At 69.2% G+C, this 13,061-nt stretch carries 18 protein-coding genes and 1 pseudogene; 8 read left to right on the top strand and 11 right to left on the bottom strand.

The window, feature by feature from the left end; genetic code table 11:
- Positions 1-198 precede the first annotated feature (198 nt).
- Positions 199-405 (top strand): hypothetical protein, encoded by a 207-nt coding sequence (locus QM597_RS06765; protein WP_415004108.1) that lies wholly within the window; start codon positions 199-201, stop codon positions 403-405.
- 33 nt (positions 406-438) lie between these two features.
- Here QM597_RS06765 and QM597_RS06760 read toward each other — a convergent pair whose 3' ends face one another.
- Positions 439-852, bottom strand: coding sequence for a hypothetical protein (locus QM597_RS06760; protein ID WP_415004107.1), 414 nt, complete (start codon positions 850-852; stop codon positions 439-441).
- A 318-nt stretch (positions 853-1,170) separates the two neighbouring features.
- Here QM597_RS06760 and QM597_RS06755 point away from each other — a divergent pair, with 318 nt between their 5' ends.
- Entirely contained in the window at positions 1,171-1,320 is a 150-nt protein-coding gene (locus QM597_RS06755) for a hypothetical protein (RefSeq protein ID WP_415004106.1), read from the top strand.
- Entirely contained in the window at positions 1,317-1,529 is a 213-nt protein-coding gene (locus QM597_RS06750) for a hypothetical protein (RefSeq protein ID WP_415004105.1), read from the top strand. The genes QM597_RS06755 and QM597_RS06750 overlap by 4 nt, the downstream gene beginning before the upstream one ends.
- Here QM597_RS06750 and QM597_RS06745 read toward each other — a convergent pair.
- The 4 genes from QM597_RS06745 to QM597_RS06730 all read right to left on the bottom strand — a co-directional run bounded on the left by QM597_RS06745 (position 1,496) and on the right by QM597_RS06730 (position 4,264).
- The gene (locus QM597_RS06745) at positions 1,496-2,164 is read right to left on the bottom strand and encodes a hypothetical protein (protein WP_415004104.1); all 669 of its coding nucleotides are present in this window, start codon (positions 2,162-2,164) and stop codon (positions 1,496-1,498) included. The two genes, QM597_RS06750 and QM597_RS06745, sit on opposite strands and share 34 nt — an antisense overlap.
- The gene (locus QM597_RS06740) at positions 2,154-2,342 is read right to left on the bottom strand and encodes a helix-turn-helix domain-containing protein (protein ID WP_415004103.1); all 189 of its coding nucleotides are present in this window, start codon (positions 2,340-2,342) and stop codon (positions 2,154-2,156) included. Before QM597_RS06740 ends, QM597_RS06745 begins: the two co-directional genes overlap by 11 nt.
- Before the next feature lie 104 nt (positions 2,343-2,446).
- Complete coding sequence (locus QM597_RS06735; RefSeq protein ID WP_415004102.1) at positions 2,447-3,094, bottom strand: tyrosine-type recombinase/integrase; 648 nt, start codon at positions 3,092-3,094, stop codon at positions 2,447-2,449.
- Positions 3,095-3,751: 657 nt separating this feature from the next.
- Entirely contained in the window at positions 3,752-4,264 is a 513-nt protein-coding gene (locus QM597_RS06730; protein WP_415004101.1) for a DoxX family protein, read from the bottom strand.
- A gap of 77 nt (positions 4,265-4,341) precedes the next feature.
- On the opposite strand from QM597_RS06730, the gene QM597_RS06725 reads away from it, so the two are divergent.
- Positions 4,342-4,926 carry a GNAT family N-acetyltransferase gene (locus tag QM597_RS06725; RefSeq protein ID WP_415004100.1) on the top strand — a complete coding sequence of 195 codons (585 nt, stop codon included), beginning with the start codon at positions 4,342-4,344 and terminating at the stop codon, positions 4,924-4,926.
- A 43-nt stretch (positions 4,927-4,969) separates the two neighbouring features.
- Entirely contained in the window at positions 4,970-6,127 is a 1,158-nt protein-coding gene (locus QM597_RS06720) for a YibE/F family protein (RefSeq protein ID WP_415004099.1), read from the top strand.
- A gap of 37 nt (positions 6,128-6,164) precedes the next feature.
- Here QM597_RS06720 and QM597_RS06715 read toward each other — a convergent pair whose 3' ends face one another.
- Positions 6,165-6,785 (bottom strand): hypothetical protein, encoded by a 621-nt coding sequence (locus tag QM597_RS06715; protein WP_415004098.1) that lies wholly within the window; start codon positions 6,783-6,785, stop codon positions 6,165-6,167.
- A gap of 240 nt (positions 6,786-7,025) precedes the next feature.
- Here QM597_RS06715 and QM597_RS06710 point away from each other — a divergent pair, with 240 nt between their 5' ends.
- Positions 7,026-9,134 carry a DEAD/DEAH box helicase gene (locus tag QM597_RS06710; RefSeq protein ID WP_415004097.1) on the top strand — a complete coding sequence of 703 codons (2,109 nt, stop codon included), beginning with the start codon at positions 7,026-7,028 and terminating at the stop codon, positions 9,132-9,134.
- Between the two features lie 184 nt (positions 9,135-9,318).
- On the opposite strand, the gene QM597_RS06705 is transcribed toward QM597_RS06710, so the two are convergent.
- Positions 9,319-9,633, bottom strand: a complete 315-nt coding sequence (locus QM597_RS06705) for a hypothetical protein (RefSeq protein ID WP_415004096.1) — start codon at positions 9,631-9,633, stop codon at positions 9,319-9,321.
- Positions 9,634-9,708: 75 nt separating this feature from the next.
- Here QM597_RS06705 and QM597_RS06700 point away from each other — a divergent pair, with 75 nt between their 5' ends.
- Positions 9,709-10,887 (top strand): NAD(P)/FAD-dependent oxidoreductase, encoded by a 1,179-nt coding sequence (locus QM597_RS06700; protein WP_415004095.1) that lies wholly within the window; start codon positions 9,709-9,711, stop codon positions 10,885-10,887.
- Positions 10,888-10,933: 46 nt separating this feature from the next.
- A complete protein-coding gene (locus QM597_RS06695) occupies positions 10,934-11,056 on the top strand; it encodes a hypothetical protein (protein WP_415004094.1) in 123 nt (40 codons plus the stop codon).
- Positions 11,057-11,070: 14 nt separating this feature from the next.
- On the opposite strand, the gene QM597_RS06690 is transcribed toward QM597_RS06695, so the two are convergent.
- From QM597_RS06690 to QM597_RS06675, 4 genes and pseudogenes are all read right to left on the bottom strand, one after another.
- Positions 11,071-11,583: a hypothetical protein gene (locus tag QM597_RS06690; protein ID WP_415004093.1), complete on the bottom strand. Its 513-nt coding sequence runs from the start codon at positions 11,581-11,583 to the stop codon at positions 11,071-11,073.
- A 217-nt stretch (positions 11,584-11,800) separates the two neighbouring features.
- On the bottom strand, positions 11,801-11,974 hold the full coding sequence (locus QM597_RS06685) for a hypothetical protein (protein WP_415004092.1): 174 nt from the start codon (positions 11,972-11,974) through the stop codon (positions 11,801-11,803).
- 141 nt (positions 11,975-12,115) lie between these two features.
- Positions 12,116-12,883 (bottom strand): ABC transporter permease subunit, encoded by a 768-nt coding sequence (locus QM597_RS06680; protein WP_415004091.1) that lies wholly within the window; start codon positions 12,881-12,883, stop codon positions 12,116-12,118.
- Positions 12,880-13,061, bottom strand: a pseudogene (locus QM597_RS06675) (ABC transporter ATP-binding protein); the annotation flags it as partial. The gene QM597_RS06680 and the pseudogene QM597_RS06675, both read right to left, overlap by 4 nt.

Here is a 13,061-nt window from a genome sequence, read left to right as displayed (position 1 = left end):
CACCATCCTTTCAGTCATCCTCGGCCGACAGCGCCGCCACGACGCCGACACCCTCACCCGCCTCGACCACCTCGCCGCCGACATCGGCGGCCTCCGCGCCGAGGGGGCGGCTCGCCCGCCGCGACACCCTCCACCTCACCGCCCGCGTCGACCACCTCACCGTCCGGCTCGACCACCACCTACAAGCAGGAGGCCCCAATGGCTGACAACCGCGCCCCCACGCGCGTCCGTTTGACGCCCACGTGGCTTACCCCTGCCCGCCGCGCGTGGCTCTACGACATCGCCGCTGCCGTCTGCGCTCTGTTGGCGGTGTACGGGGTCGTCACCCACGACGAGGCCGTGGCCGCTCTCGGTGTGCTCGCCGCACTGCTCCGGGTCGCCCGCGAAAACGTGCCGCCCCGGTAGTGCCTCAGCGCTCCGCCGTGGTCGGCTTGATGCTCACTCCCAGTACGGTCGCGGCATGTACCGGTGAGGTCCCAACCGCAGCAGCGCGGTGATCTCTCCGTCTCGACCGTCCCGAGCCAGGAAGACCGTCGCGGCGTTGATGCCGCTGTTCAGCGCGGCGAGCAGGGCAGGGTCGTCTTCCATCTGTTTCTGAACCACGCGACCGATGATGATCGACCGCTTGGAACCCTCCGGCGTCACCGCGACGTCGACCTCTGTCGTGCCGGCAAGTTTGCCCGAGGCAACCGTGCGAGTCGACAGTACGCACCAGAAGTTCCGGCGTCCCCGGTCGCCGAGCACCGCGTCACGTTCGGGGTACGAACCTTCCTTCGGCCGTAACTGAACCTCGATCAACTTGCCTTGATACAGAAGTGGCCTGGCCGGCTTTTTCTTACGGAAAAGTCCCATGCACAGACTCTACGGGCTACGTCACCATTGAGGTCACCACCACAGAAGAAACTTCCCTTCGGGGGGGGTCGGCACCCCTTGCATGAGAATGATAGTAATGCTACTATTGTTCTTGTTAGGGAAACCGACCCCACGAAGGGAGGAAAGCATGACCGATATGACTGAGGCGCTCGCCAAGTTGATCGCCGCACTGGCGGCGCTCGTGGCGGCAGCCGCCAGTCTGATCCGCGCCAAGCGCGGCAAGGACTAGCCGAAAGGGGGAGGGAGCCAAAACAGGTGGCTCCCTCCCCACTCAGTCAGTTTGCCATGCTAACCACTATGGACACCACCATGCTCAAGAGCGCCGCGACGCTCGCACTCGTCACCGGCATCCTCACGCTGATTGACGTCAACCGCATCGCCTCCGGCGCTCTCATGCTGGCGGTGAGCGTGCTCATCGTCACCTCACTGCCCCGCGAGCGCGAATGATCCGCTACCTCTCCTACAGCGACATCGCCGCCCGACTCGGCATCACAACCGGTGGCCTCGGCTCGGCCGACCTGCCCGAGCCTGACGCGCTGATCGGCCGCGCACGCGGCTGGCTACCCGAGACCATCGAGACATGGGTAGCCAACCGCCCCGGTCGCGGCCGACCCCGCAAGCCTCAAGCGTCGCTGTCGGCCGACGACGACGCATAGACTTCCCACGCCCGCATCACGCCGCCGGACCCGGGAAACACATCCACGAACTCATCTCCCGGCATCGCGCCGAGCAAGTCAAAAATCCACCGGCAGAACCGGGCAGGCTTCGCGCCAACCACCCGCAGCGGATCGGACCGACGCGGGCGGGAGAAATGCACGAGAGCGTCTACCCGTCGCGCGTCGACGCGCGACGGGTAGGCCCGACCGCCGCAGTAGATGACTGGCTCCCAAGCGTTTAGAGGTCCTGCACTACGCGCAGGCCTCTCACCGCGCACCCACGCGCCGACGCGCACACCTGGTGGGCACGACGCCAACACCTCGGGCAGCGCCGCAGCTGAAGTCGAGAGCGCCCACCCGTCGAACTGGGTCAGCGACTCGATTAGCGCCTGGTGCTCGACCTCGCCCGCATAGTCCGGATGATCGGCGTAGTAGCGCCGCGACTTGCCCGGATACGGCGGGTCCGCATACGCAAGGCGTAGCGGCTGGCCATCCGCGACGGCTCCCGCCCGGCCCACGCCGCGCGTGAACCGGTGACGAGCCTGACGACACCGCACCGAACAACACACCGCATCCGCGCGCAACGTCACCGGCATCGGATCGCGGCACCACGCACACACACGGTCACTGGTCACGGCACGCCTTCGCGTACCGCATCTGCGCGGCCTGCCTCGTGACCCCGAGCCCGGCAGCGATGTAGGCCCACGAGTGGCCCTGAGCACGCAGGCCCAAGACTGCCGTCTCGATGGCCTCCTCAACCGTCGCCCGCAAGCCGAGCAAGTCAGCCAGATCGGCCTCATCACCCGAAGCCACCCGGCGCCCTCCGGCCCGGATAAACCGCCGTGCGGCCCCGAGGTATTCCGGAGTCTCCCTCGTACGTTTCGGCGTCAAGCCGGGCTTGACGGCATTCCGAGTGTTCATGACAGTGCCTCCACGGTTCGACGCAGGGAGTCCTGCGGGAGTTTCACGTACACGCGGGTCGTCGCCGGTGAGGCGTGACCCAGCAGGTCTTGGACGGTGAACACGTCGCGGTCCACGGCGTAGGCCTTCGTGGCGAACCGGTGTCGGAGCTTGTGCATGGTCCAGCCCGGAGGCAGGGCCTCGGCCACGAGCGTGCCGACCCAGCGAGGTGTGAGGTGCCCGCCTCGCTGGGACGGGAACGCCCAGCCCTCGGGCAGCGCACGCAGCTCGCGCGCAAGTCGGGACGACAGCGGCAGGATGCGGGTCTTGCCGCCCTTACCCCGGACGATCAGAGACCAGCCGGTCATGTCCTCGACCACGTTGTCTGAGTGGACGGCCGCGACCTCGGCGCGACGCAGGCCCAGCTCGCCCGCGAGGCGGATCATCAGCCGCACTCGCTCGTCGGCCTGCGCGAGCGCGAACCGGTACGCCTCGTCGGTTACCGGGCGGGGCGTCGGCACCGCAGCCTTCACACGCGGCAGCGCCGCGCCGACATCGAGCGTCGTCAACCCCTGCGCCGCACCCCACTTGTAGAAGCCCATGAGGCTGTTGCGCACGCCGCGCCGCGTCTCCTGTGCCCACCCCTGCGCGGCGAACCACCTCACGAGATCAGTCGTTTCTACAACCCACGGACCCCCACCGACGCCATTCGCGGCTTGCCGTAGATGCTGCATCCGCGTCGTCACGGTCGTGTCGGGCGAGCCACCGGCCCGGAGATAGGTCGTGTATGCGCTAATCGCGCCATGCCAGTCATTCACGACCGGGAAACTTACGACCCAGCAGGATCACAGGACGGCTCATCGGCTCGCTTCCGAATCGGTCGATTGACGACGAGCCGCTGCGACGCCTTGCCGCTCGCCGAACGGCACCCAGACAAGGCAGGCCGGGCAGTCGTAGCCGCTCATGCCGCGACCCTCGCGGCCCGGTAAGCGTCGAGCGACATCACTGTGCCGCCGACATGCGAAAAGTCCAGATCAGAAGTTGGGGTTCGAATCCCTACGGGCGCGCTGCGGTAAGACGAGAGAGGCCCCGGAGTTTCCTCCGGGGCCTCTCTCCATATCGGCCGGGGCCAGTAGGTCATTGAGGTGTGCCCTTCGATGCCGCTCGTTCCTCGCGGCACCTCAGGACCCGTGAGGAACGAGTGAGCCGGTCCCTGAGGTGTGAGGCCGCCTGCAGCCGAGCCTCGAAGGGCGAAGGCTGCCGTGAGCGGGGTTCCTTCGAGGTTCGCAAACTCGCACCTCAGGGACCGAGGTCCGCCTATCTCAGATGCGGCGGCGCAGGACCCAGGTGAGGGAGCCGGCGATGACGCCCGCCACGGCCGAGACCGCAGCGTGGACGGCGCCGTAGGCGGTGAGGTCGAGCGCGGCGTCGAGCGACCAGCGTCCCGGCCCCGCTGCGGCGACGAAGCCGGCGATGACCATGAGATAGAGGTTGAGTTCCCAGCCCTTGGAGACTGACCAGAATCCGCCGTCGGCGTGGTTGACGATGGCGGCGGTCGTCATCACCGCGATGAACACGGCCGCCGAAGCCGCAGTGAGCAGGCCAGCAGCCAAACCGAGACCGCCCGCGATCTCACCGATACCGGCCAGCATCGCTGCCGTGCGGCCATGCTTGAACCCCAGCGACGAGAACCAACCGGCGGTGCCGGCCAGCCCGCCTCCGCCGAACAGTCCGAACAACTTCTGCATTCCGTGCATGGCCATGAGCACGCCGACCACCACGCGGAGGGCGAGCAGTGCTGCGTCGAGGTCTGCTGCGTCAGAGAGTCCGTTCATGGCCGCAGATTACGCTTCCGCTAGCCCGGCCGCGACATGCCCGGGATTTTGTCGGTGCCGGGTGCGATGCTGAACCCATGACGACGACGGCAGTGTGGCAGACCTACCCGGTGACCCCGGACCGGTTCGAGGACTTTGCCGACGTCGTCAACCCGAACCGGCGCGAGACGCACTGCTGGTGCGTGTCGCACCGCCTCGGGGCGCGTGAGGTCGCCGGCCTCGGCGGCCGCGAGCAGGCCATGCGCACCCTGTGCGCGCGGGAGATCCCACCGGGCGTGGTCACCTATCGCGACGGCGAGGCCGTGGGGTGGTGCCACATCAGCCCACGCGCCGACATCGCCCGGCTGGTCACCAGCAAGCTCATCCGGCCCGTCGACGAGGTGCCGGTGTGGAGCATCATCTGCACCGTCGTCCGCGGGGGCCGGCGCAAACAGGGCGTCACCGCTCATTTGATCGAGGGGGCCGTGGCGTGGGCGCGTTCCCAGGGAGCACCTGCGGTCGAGGCTTATCCGGTCGATCCGCCCGGCCGTATGGACCTGACCATGGCCTTCGTCGGCACACGGGCGATGTACGAGCGGGCCGGTTTCGAGGTCGTCGGAGTCACCGACGCGACGGCCTCCAAGATGCCCCGGCTGGTGATGCGCCGCAGTCTCGTCACGTGAGCGTGGGCGTGACAGGCTGGCGCGTGGCTTCGGAGGAGACGCGATGACCGGAATGCATCACCACAAGCACGCGGCTGCCGACACGAGGGCGATGCGCCGGGCCGCCCTTGCCGTCATCGCGCCCATCGCCCTGCTGACGCTGATCGCACTGATCTGGCTGTGGCCGCACGACGGGCCGGCCGATCCGGGAGCCACCGCGGCGGCCGAAGTCGAGGGCAGGATCACCGACATCCAGCGGGAGCCGTGCGAGATCGAGCCGGCCGTCGACGTCAACGGCTGCGGGACCGCCACGGTCGACCTTGCCGATCACCGCTCGGTCGAGACCGAGCTGCCCAACGGCTCGGGGACGCCGCGAGTGGCCGAGGGTGACGATGTGGTGCTGGTGACGAGCATCGGCAGTGAGGACACCGGCTACTGGATCGTCGACCATCAGCGGGGCCACCAGTTGTGGCTGGTGGCCGCAGCCTTCTGTGCCGCCGTCGTGGCCTTCGGGCGGTGGAAGGGGGCGACGGCACTCGTCGGCCTGGCGGTCACCTTTGGCCTCGTGCTGTTCTTCATCGCCCCGGCGATCCTGGCCGGGTCCTCGCCGCTGCTCGTGGCCCTCGTCGGGGCGGCGGCGATCATGCTCTCGGTGCTCTATCTGACCCACGGCTTCTCGCTCACCACCACGGTCGCGGTCGTCGGCACGATCGCGGCCTTCGCGCTGACGGCGCTGCTGTCGTCACTGGCGGTGGGCGCGCTGCACTTGACCGGCGTCACCGATGATCTGTCGATGGCGGTGGAGACAAGTCGACAACTCGATATGCAAGGGCTGTTGACCGCCGGGATCGTCATCGGTGCCCTCGGCGTTCTCGACGACATCACCGTCACGCAGGCGGTCACGGTCGACGAACTCGCCCGCGCCAATCCGCATTACGGGCTGCGGCCGCTTTACGCAGCCGCCAGCCGGGTCGGCCGGTCGCACATCGCGTCGGTCGTCAACACCATCGTCTTGGCCTATGCGGGTGCCTCGTTGCCGATGATCGTCATCACGGTCGCCGACAACTCCTCGGTCGCCGACGTCATCACCCACCAGTTCATCGCCCAGGAGATCGTGCGCAGCGTCGTAGCGACGCTCGGTCTCATCGCGGCGGTACCGATCACCACCGCCCTCGCGGCATACGCCGCCACTCGCAGCCGTGGTGACGCCCCCGCCGGCTGAGAGGGTCCCTCCTTCGCGGGATGCCTCAGGGGCGTCGTCAGCCCTGGGTCGTGACGGCGTCGCGGATCGCGTCGCAGGCGGTCCAGGCGACGCTCGGATCGTCGAAGCCCCAGAAGTGGCAGCGCAGGGCACCGTCAGGCGTCACCAGCGTCAGCCAGTGCGACTCGAGGATGCTGATGATCGGGACCGTGCTGGTCATGCCGTACGACCAGCCGTGCTCGCCGGGCCGGTAGTCCTCCTGTGGCCACGGCTCCCCGCCGGTCGCCTCGGCCCACTCGCTCTGCGCGTACTCGAGGATGGCCTCGTCGGACAGGTCGTCATGCTCGCCGACGACCACCTTGGCGCGCAGTCCCACGTCGTCGGCCACGGGAGTCCACTCACAACCACGCGACGAGCCGATGGAGGCGTTGCTCACCGGCATCTGCGGATCGAGGCCGCCGAAACCGTCGAACACCGGGCCGATGTCGATCGAGCTGCACGAGGGCACCGGATCGAGCGAGACCTCCTTGGCGTCGGCGGCGGGCGTGCCGCTGCCGCCCCCGCAACCGGTCGTGGCCAGCAGCAGGCCGCAGGCCGCCGCACTCGCCCAATGACGAAAGCGCATATCACTCCCCAGGTCGTGACGGCGGCGCTCGCCGCCGAGGGTCAGCGTAGCCACTCGTGACCGCGTTCGCGGCGGGGATCGTCAGCCGACCCGCCGTGGCGTACACTCATCTGCGGTGCTCGGCCCGTCGGGGGTCCCGCACTATCACGGCGCTCACTCGCATGATCGCAGCCGGCTCTCCTCGGCCCCGATTCCCGTGGCGCACCTGACCGCGCAGCGGTGCCGTGTACCGATTTCCGTATCGATGCGGCCTGCGCACGCGCTGTGCCGCATCTTGTGAGGAGGAGTCCTCTCATGGCCAATCGAGGTCAACGCAGGGGTCGTTCCGGTGGTTCGGCGACGGCCGGCCGTCGCCGCGAGATCGACAACCAGGGCATCCTTCCGGTGCTCGCCCGCAGCGTCCGCGAGGTCGAGGCCGCAGTGCAGCGCGGCCGGGGCACCTCGATCCGCTCGCGCTTCCAGGCCATTGCCCTGCTCGTGCGCGAGGAGCGCCAGCGGGTCAAGAACGATCCGGAGATCGGCGAGGCCAACCGGGCCGACCTGCTCAAGCGGCTCGACGGCGTCGCCATGATCCTGGCCAAGACTGCAGCGCGCGAGCCGCATCTGTTTGACCTTCTCGCCGACGACGCGGTGCCCTCCGACGAGGTCCGCATGCTCAAGCGGGAGATGACGCAGGCCGCCGGCCTGGAGGCCGAACCCGAGCCGGATCCGGTCACCGACGAGGTGGCCGCCGCGCGCTCCGAACGCCGTGTCCTGCCGCGTTCGGTCGTGGCCCGCCAGCTCGCCAACCCCTTCATGGCACCGGACTTCTCCGCGCCGCCCCCGCCGACTCCCCAGACGCAGCGACTGTCGACCTGGGAGCTGATCGGCCCGCTGCTGTCGGCGTTCGAGCGGGCGAGTGCCGGTGCCCCGGCCTGCATGGACCTGCCCGAGCCGACCCAGTTCACGACACCGGGCGGGCTGCCGCTCATGCGCCACCAGGCCGAGGTGGTCGAGGCCGCGCGCGAGGGACATCGCACCTTTCTGCTCGCCGACGAGCCGGGCCTGGGCAAGACCGCGCAGTCGCTCCTTGCGGCCCACGCGGCCGACGCCTACCCGCTGCTCGCGGTCGTCCCGAATGTCGTCAAGGCCAACTGGGCGCGCGAGGCCGAGATCTGGACGCCGCGCCGCAAGGCCACCGTCATTCACGGCGACGGCGACGACATCGACGGCTTCGCCGACATCGTCATCGTCAACTACGAGGTCCTCGACCGGCACGTCGGCTGGCTCGGCGACCTGGGCTTTCGCGGCATGGTGCTCGACGAGGCGCATTTCATCAAGAACAAGTCCTCGCAGCGCTCCCAGCACGCCCTGCAGATCGCCGACCGGCTGCGCCAGCGCGTCGCCCGTCCGCTCATGCTGGCGCTCACGGGCACGCCGCTCATCAACGACATCGAGGATTTCCGGGCGATCTGGGAGTTCCTCGGCTGGATCGACGAGAAGCAGCCGCGCGCCGCGCTCATGGCGGCGCTGGAGCAGACCGGGCTGACGCCGCTCGATCCGGGCTTCTACCCGGCCGCGCGCCACGCGGTCATCGACCTGGGCATCGTGCGCCGCCGCAAGATCGACGTCGCCGCCGACATCCCCGAGCGCCGTATCGCCGACATCCCGGTCGAACTCGAGGGCGAGGCCGCCCGGTCGATCCGCGACGCCGAACGCGAGCTGGTGCGCCGCCTGCTGTCGCGCTACGACCACGCCATCGCCGCGCGCGCCGAGCGGCCCGAAGGCATCGATCACCAGCTGGTCGAGCATGTGGCGATCCTGGTTCGCGACGAGACTCCGGCCGACGACGCCGAGAACGTCTTCACGATGATGCGCCGGATCGGCCAGGCCAAGGCTGCGCTTGCCGCCGACTACGCCGCCCAGCTGGCGCGCCAGACCGGCAAGGTGGTCTTCTTCGCCAAGCACATCGACGTCATGGACACCGCGCAGGAGGTCTTCGCCCAGCGCGGCCTGAAGTTCGCCTCGGTACGCGGCAACCAGTCCTCGACGGTGCGCCAGCAGAGCATCGACGCCTTCGTCGAGGACCCCGAGGTCAAGGTCATCGTCTGCTCGCTGACGGCGGCGGGCGTGGGCCTGAACCTGCAGGTCGCCTCCAACCTCGTCCTCGCCGAACTGTCCTGGACCGATGCCGAGCAGACGCAGGCCATCGACCGGGTTCACCGCATCGGCCAGGACGAGCCGGTCACCGCCTGGCGCATCATCGCGGCGCAGACCATCGACACGAGCATCGCGCGGCTCATCGACCGCAAGGCCGGCCTGGCCGCGCGGGCGCTCGACGGGGCCGACGCCGAGGTGTCCTCGGCCGATCTGCAGCTCGACACCCTGGTCGCGCTGCTCACCCAGGCCCTCCAGGCCCGTTAGGAGATCCCGCCGGGCCGGCCCGGTCATTGTCCCCCGCAAGCGGGAGGTGCCCCCAGTGCGAGTGCAGCACACCTCGAAATGACCTACCACCGCAGGCTTCGAGGCTCCGGCCGCAAGCGGCCTACGCACCTCAGCCGGCGTTTATCCGCGCGCCTCAGCCAGCGGGGCCTACTGGCAGACGTTCTCAGCCGAGGACCCAGGTAACGCCGACCGCAGTGGGGATCAGCCCGACGAGGAACCACAGCGGCGCGAACGGCGAACGCTTGAGGATCACCCGGATGATCCCGACCATGAGCAGAGCCACGATGCCCGACATGACCAGCAGGACGACCGCGCCGCTGGTGCGCCCTTCGCCGTGGATCACGTGCGCCCCGCCGATCAGGCCGAGCACGCCGTGGATCACCACCGTGAAGAAGCCGATGGCGAGCACACGGCGGCGCACCCGGTCCAGCGAGGCGAGTTCGGCGGCGCGCTCCTCGGCCGTGAGGTTCTGGGACATGGCTTTGGCCTGGCTCCTGTTCGGGGACAACTCGCGCCCGAGCCTACGCGGCGCGCGCGTGCTTGACTGTCGGGCGTGAGCCACGAGCAGCAGCCCGAGTCGGTCGTCATCGTCGGAGCCGGGGTCGCCGGATGGCGCGCGGCCCGTGACCTGCGCGGTGCGGGATACGGCGGAACGGTCACGGTCATCGGCGACGAAGCCCCCTACGACCGCCCGCCGCTGTCCAAGCAGTACCTGTCCGGCGAGTACGACGATGCCCGGATCAGCCTGTACCGCGGCGAGGAACCGGCGTCGCTCGACGTGACTGTCCGCGAGGCCCGCGCGGCATTGGTCCGGCCCGGTGAGGTCGCGCTCGATGACGGTGAGACCGTCGCTGCGGACGCGATCATCGTCGCCACCGGATCGGCCGCCCGCCGCCCGGCGATGCTCGACGGCCACGACATCTTCACGCTCCGCACCCGCGAGGACGCCCGGGCGCTGCGCGCCGCGCTGGCCGAGGCCGGATCGCTGCTTGTGCTCGGCGGGGGGTTCATCGGCGCGGAGGTGGCCGCGACGGCCCGGACTGCGGGCCTGGCGGTCACCGTCGTCGAGCTGCAGCCGACCCTGCTCGGTGGTGCCCTCGGCGTCGAATGCGGCCGGCGGATCGAGCGGGTCCACCGCGAGCACGGCGTCGAACTCGTCACCGGTGTCGGGGTCGAGCGGCTGGAGGCGCGCGACGGGGATGCCATCGTGGTGCTCGCCGACGGCCGGGAACTGTCGGCTGATGTCGCGGTCGCGGGCTTTGGTGCCGAGCTGAACCTCGAAGTGTTCGCCGGCACCGGCATCGACGTCACCGCGGGCGTGCAGTGTGACGAGTTCGGCCGGGTCGAGGGGCTGCCGGGCATCTGGGCCGCCGGCGACATCGCCGCGTGGCACGATCCGGTCCTCGGGGAGCCGGTGCGCCGCGAGCACTGGCAGGTGGCCGGGGAGCAGGCGTCGATCGTCGCCCGGACCATCGCGGGCGGGCCGATAGCCAAGCGCAATCCGCCCTACTTCTGGTCCGATCAGTTCGATCTCAAGGTGCAGGTCTTCGGCCGGCCGGAGCTGGCCGACCGCGAGGAGTGGGTGAGCGGTGAGGACGTCGAGCCGCAGAGCGTGCGCGGCCACTACTGCGGTGAGCACCTCGTGGCCGTGACGACCTTCGGCATTCCGCGGCTGCTGGGGCAGTGGCGGCCGCAGGTGATCGAGAGTCTCGCTGCGGCGACGGCTTCGTAGACTGGTCGGGCCGGATCGGACCGGCTGAGCGAATGAGGGAGTAGCCATGTGCCAGAAGATCGTGTGCGGCGAATGCGGCAAGGCCACGTGGGTCGGCTGCGGTGAACACATCGAGGAGGCGCTGGCGGGCGTTCCCGACGAGCAGCGCTGCGCCGGTCACGCCGCCTGACCGTCACCGGTCGCTCAGGCTTCTCGCGCGGTGCCGGCGGGGAACTGCCGCCGCAGGAGTGCGTCGTACAACAGCGTGAGGTGTGAGGCGAGTTCGGCCCGGAGCGCCCGGTCGTCCTCCCGCGCCTCGCTGCGTACCTGCTGGATCTGTTCGAGCAGTTCGGCGTGGACATGGTCGATCCGCTCGGTGAGGTCGGTTCGGACGCCGTCGATGCGCTCGGTGAGTTCGGTTCGGACGCCGTCGATGCGTCCGGTGAGGTCAGTCCGAACCTGGTCGATCTGTCCGCCGAGGTCAGTCCGAACCTGGTCGATCTGTCCGCCGAGGTCGGTTCGGGTCTCGCTGAGGGACGAGGTGAACTCGCGGCGCAGCGCCTGGTTGTCCTCGCGCGCCTCGGCCCGCGCCTGCGCGATCTCGCCGGTCAATTCGACGCGCAGCCGTTCGGTGCTGTGGTGCATGAAGGCCGCGAGTCCGGCGAGTCCGGACATGACGACGATCAGGGAGACCCAGGTGTCGAGGTCCATGCTCATCTCTCCATTCTGTGACCGATACCGAGGTCTGACCAGCACAGCGCGCACCGGGCGCTGACGCGAGTCCGGATTCGCGCCCTGTGGACGAAGAAATCCCCTGGAAGCCGATCTTGTGGAAAACGTCGCGGCCTGCGTGTCCGGCTTTCAGCCGCGCTTCCCTGCGCATGCCGAAGGGCCGCACCCCTCGCAGGAGTGCGACCCTTCGACGTGCGGCGGTTCAGCCTGCGGGCGGCGTGTACGCCGGGCCGGTGGTCTGCTCCTTGACCTTGCTGTAGGCGACCCCGCCGACGGCGGCGAGGATGCCGACGAAGACGAGCTTCTTGAACTTCGAGCGCTTCTTCTTCGGCACGGCGGCCTCGGCCTTGCCGGACTTCTTGCGGCACTTCGGCATGATTCCTCCTCGATGGATGTCTGGTCCCGACCCTAGCCCGGCGGCCCATACGGCCCGGTTCCGACGAGCCGCAGCGCGCCCGCTGCTGCGGGGGACCGACGGGGAGGCGCGCACCGACCGTGGGTCGGCTCGCGGCCGGCGCTACTTGACCTCGGCCCGCAGGAGCAGACGCAGGCCGACCGCCAGGGGCACGACGACCCAGATGATCGAGGTGACCCCGAACTGTGCCCACTCGGTCCCGCTCAGGTGCTGGTCGTACAGCTGGAACATGGCCGAGTTCAGGTCGAACCAGGCGCTGTGATCGAACCACCACTGCTGGACGCTCGCCAGTGCACCGGAGATGCCCGGCAGCACGAACTTGAACACGAAGTAGGCCACGATGGCCGCTGCGGAACTGCGCACCACGACGCCGAGGGTGAAGCCGACCAGCATCCCCGCCACTCCGGCCAGGGCGATCTGACCCATCTCGCGCAGGCTACTGTCCCACACCGGGTCGATGCCCGCGATCGCGCTGCCGACGAGGTTGGCGAGGGCACCGACGACGATGGCGACCACCATCGAGACGATGCCGATCAGGACCACGTTGACGAACTTCGCGGCGATGACCCGCCCTCGGCTCGGGACGAGCGTGAAGGTCGTCAGGGCGGTGCGCTGGCTCCATTCGCTCGTGACCGACAAGACACCCACCACCGGCAGGATGATCGACATCGGGACGCCGATGGCGGTGGCGAAGTCCTCGTAGACGAGGTGCGCGGGGTCCTCGAAGATCAGCGTCGCCACACTGGCGAGCACGGACAGGATGACGATGCTCGCCATCAGCCAGAAGCCCGAGCGGGTGTCGAACATCTTGCGCAGCTCGATGCTCAGCAGACGGGTGAAGGGGATCGGTTCGATGGTCGCGGTGCTCATGCGGCCGCTCCTTCCAGGTGGTCGCGCTGGCTGTCGGCCGTGAGCGCGAGGAACATCTCCTCCAGCCCCGCGCTGTCGGCGGAGCGGAGTTCGGTCAGGGGCAGGCCGGCGTCGAAGGCGACCCGGCCGACGGTGGCGGCATCGGCGTCGGCGAGGACGGCGGTGCCGCCGCCGGGGG

It is taken from the genome of Aeromicrobium sp., assembly GCF_047607065.1.
Taxonomy (GTDB): Bacteria; Actinomycetota; Actinomycetes; order Propionibacteriales; family Nocardioidaceae; genus Aeromicrobium.
This window is presented reverse-complemented; position numbering and strand designations above follow the sequence as displayed.

What these genes read in the sequence shown, in the direction of transcription:
- QM597_RS06765 (WP_415004108.1), top strand. Translation starts at nt 199, where the DNA reads ATGGCTGACAACCGCGCCCCCACGCGCGTCCGTTTGACGCCCACGTGG.
- QM597_RS06760 (WP_415004107.1), bottom strand. Translation starts at nt 852, where the DNA reads ATGGGACTTTTCCGTAAGAAAAAGCCGGCCAGGCCACTTCTGTATCAA.
- QM597_RS06755 (WP_415004106.1), top strand. Translation starts at nt 1,171, where the DNA reads ATGGACACCACCATGCTCAAGAGCGCCGCGACGCTCGCACTCGTCACC.
- QM597_RS06750 (WP_415004105.1), top strand. Translation starts at nt 1,317, where the DNA reads ATGATCCGCTACCTCTCCTACAGCGACATCGCCGCCCGACTCGGCATC.
- QM597_RS06730 (WP_415004101.1), bottom strand. Translation starts at nt 4,264, where the DNA reads ATGAACGGACTCTCTGACGCAGCAGACCTCGACGCAGCACTGCTCGCC.
- QM597_RS06725 (WP_415004100.1), top strand. Translation starts at nt 4,342, where the DNA reads ATGACGACGACGGCAGTGTGGCAGACCTACCCGGTGACCCCGGACCGG.
- QM597_RS06720 (WP_415004099.1), top strand. Translation starts at nt 4,970, where the DNA reads ATGACCGGAATGCATCACCACAAGCACGCGGCTGCCGACACGAGGGCG.
- QM597_RS06710 (WP_415004097.1), top strand. Translation starts at nt 7,026, where the DNA reads ATGGCCAATCGAGGTCAACGCAGGGGTCGTTCCGGTGGTTCGGCGACG.
- QM597_RS06705 (WP_415004096.1), bottom strand. Translation starts at nt 9,633, where the DNA reads ATGTCCCAGAACCTCACGGCCGAGGAGCGCGCCGCCGAACTCGCCTCG.
- QM597_RS06695 (WP_415004094.1), top strand. Translation starts at nt 10,934, where the DNA reads ATGTGCCAGAAGATCGTGTGCGGCGAATGCGGCAAGGCCACGTGGGTC.
- QM597_RS06690 (WP_415004093.1), bottom strand. Translation starts at nt 11,583, where the DNA reads ATGAGCATGGACCTCGACACCTGGGTCTCCCTGATCGTCGTCATGTCC.
- QM597_RS06685 (WP_415004092.1), bottom strand. Translation starts at nt 11,974, where the DNA reads ATGCCGAAGTGCCGCAAGAAGTCCGGCAAGGCCGAGGCCGCCGTGCCG.
- QM597_RS06680 (WP_415004091.1), bottom strand. Translation starts at nt 12,883, where the DNA reads ATGAGCACCGCGACCATCGAACCGATCCCCTTCACCCGTCTGCTGAGC.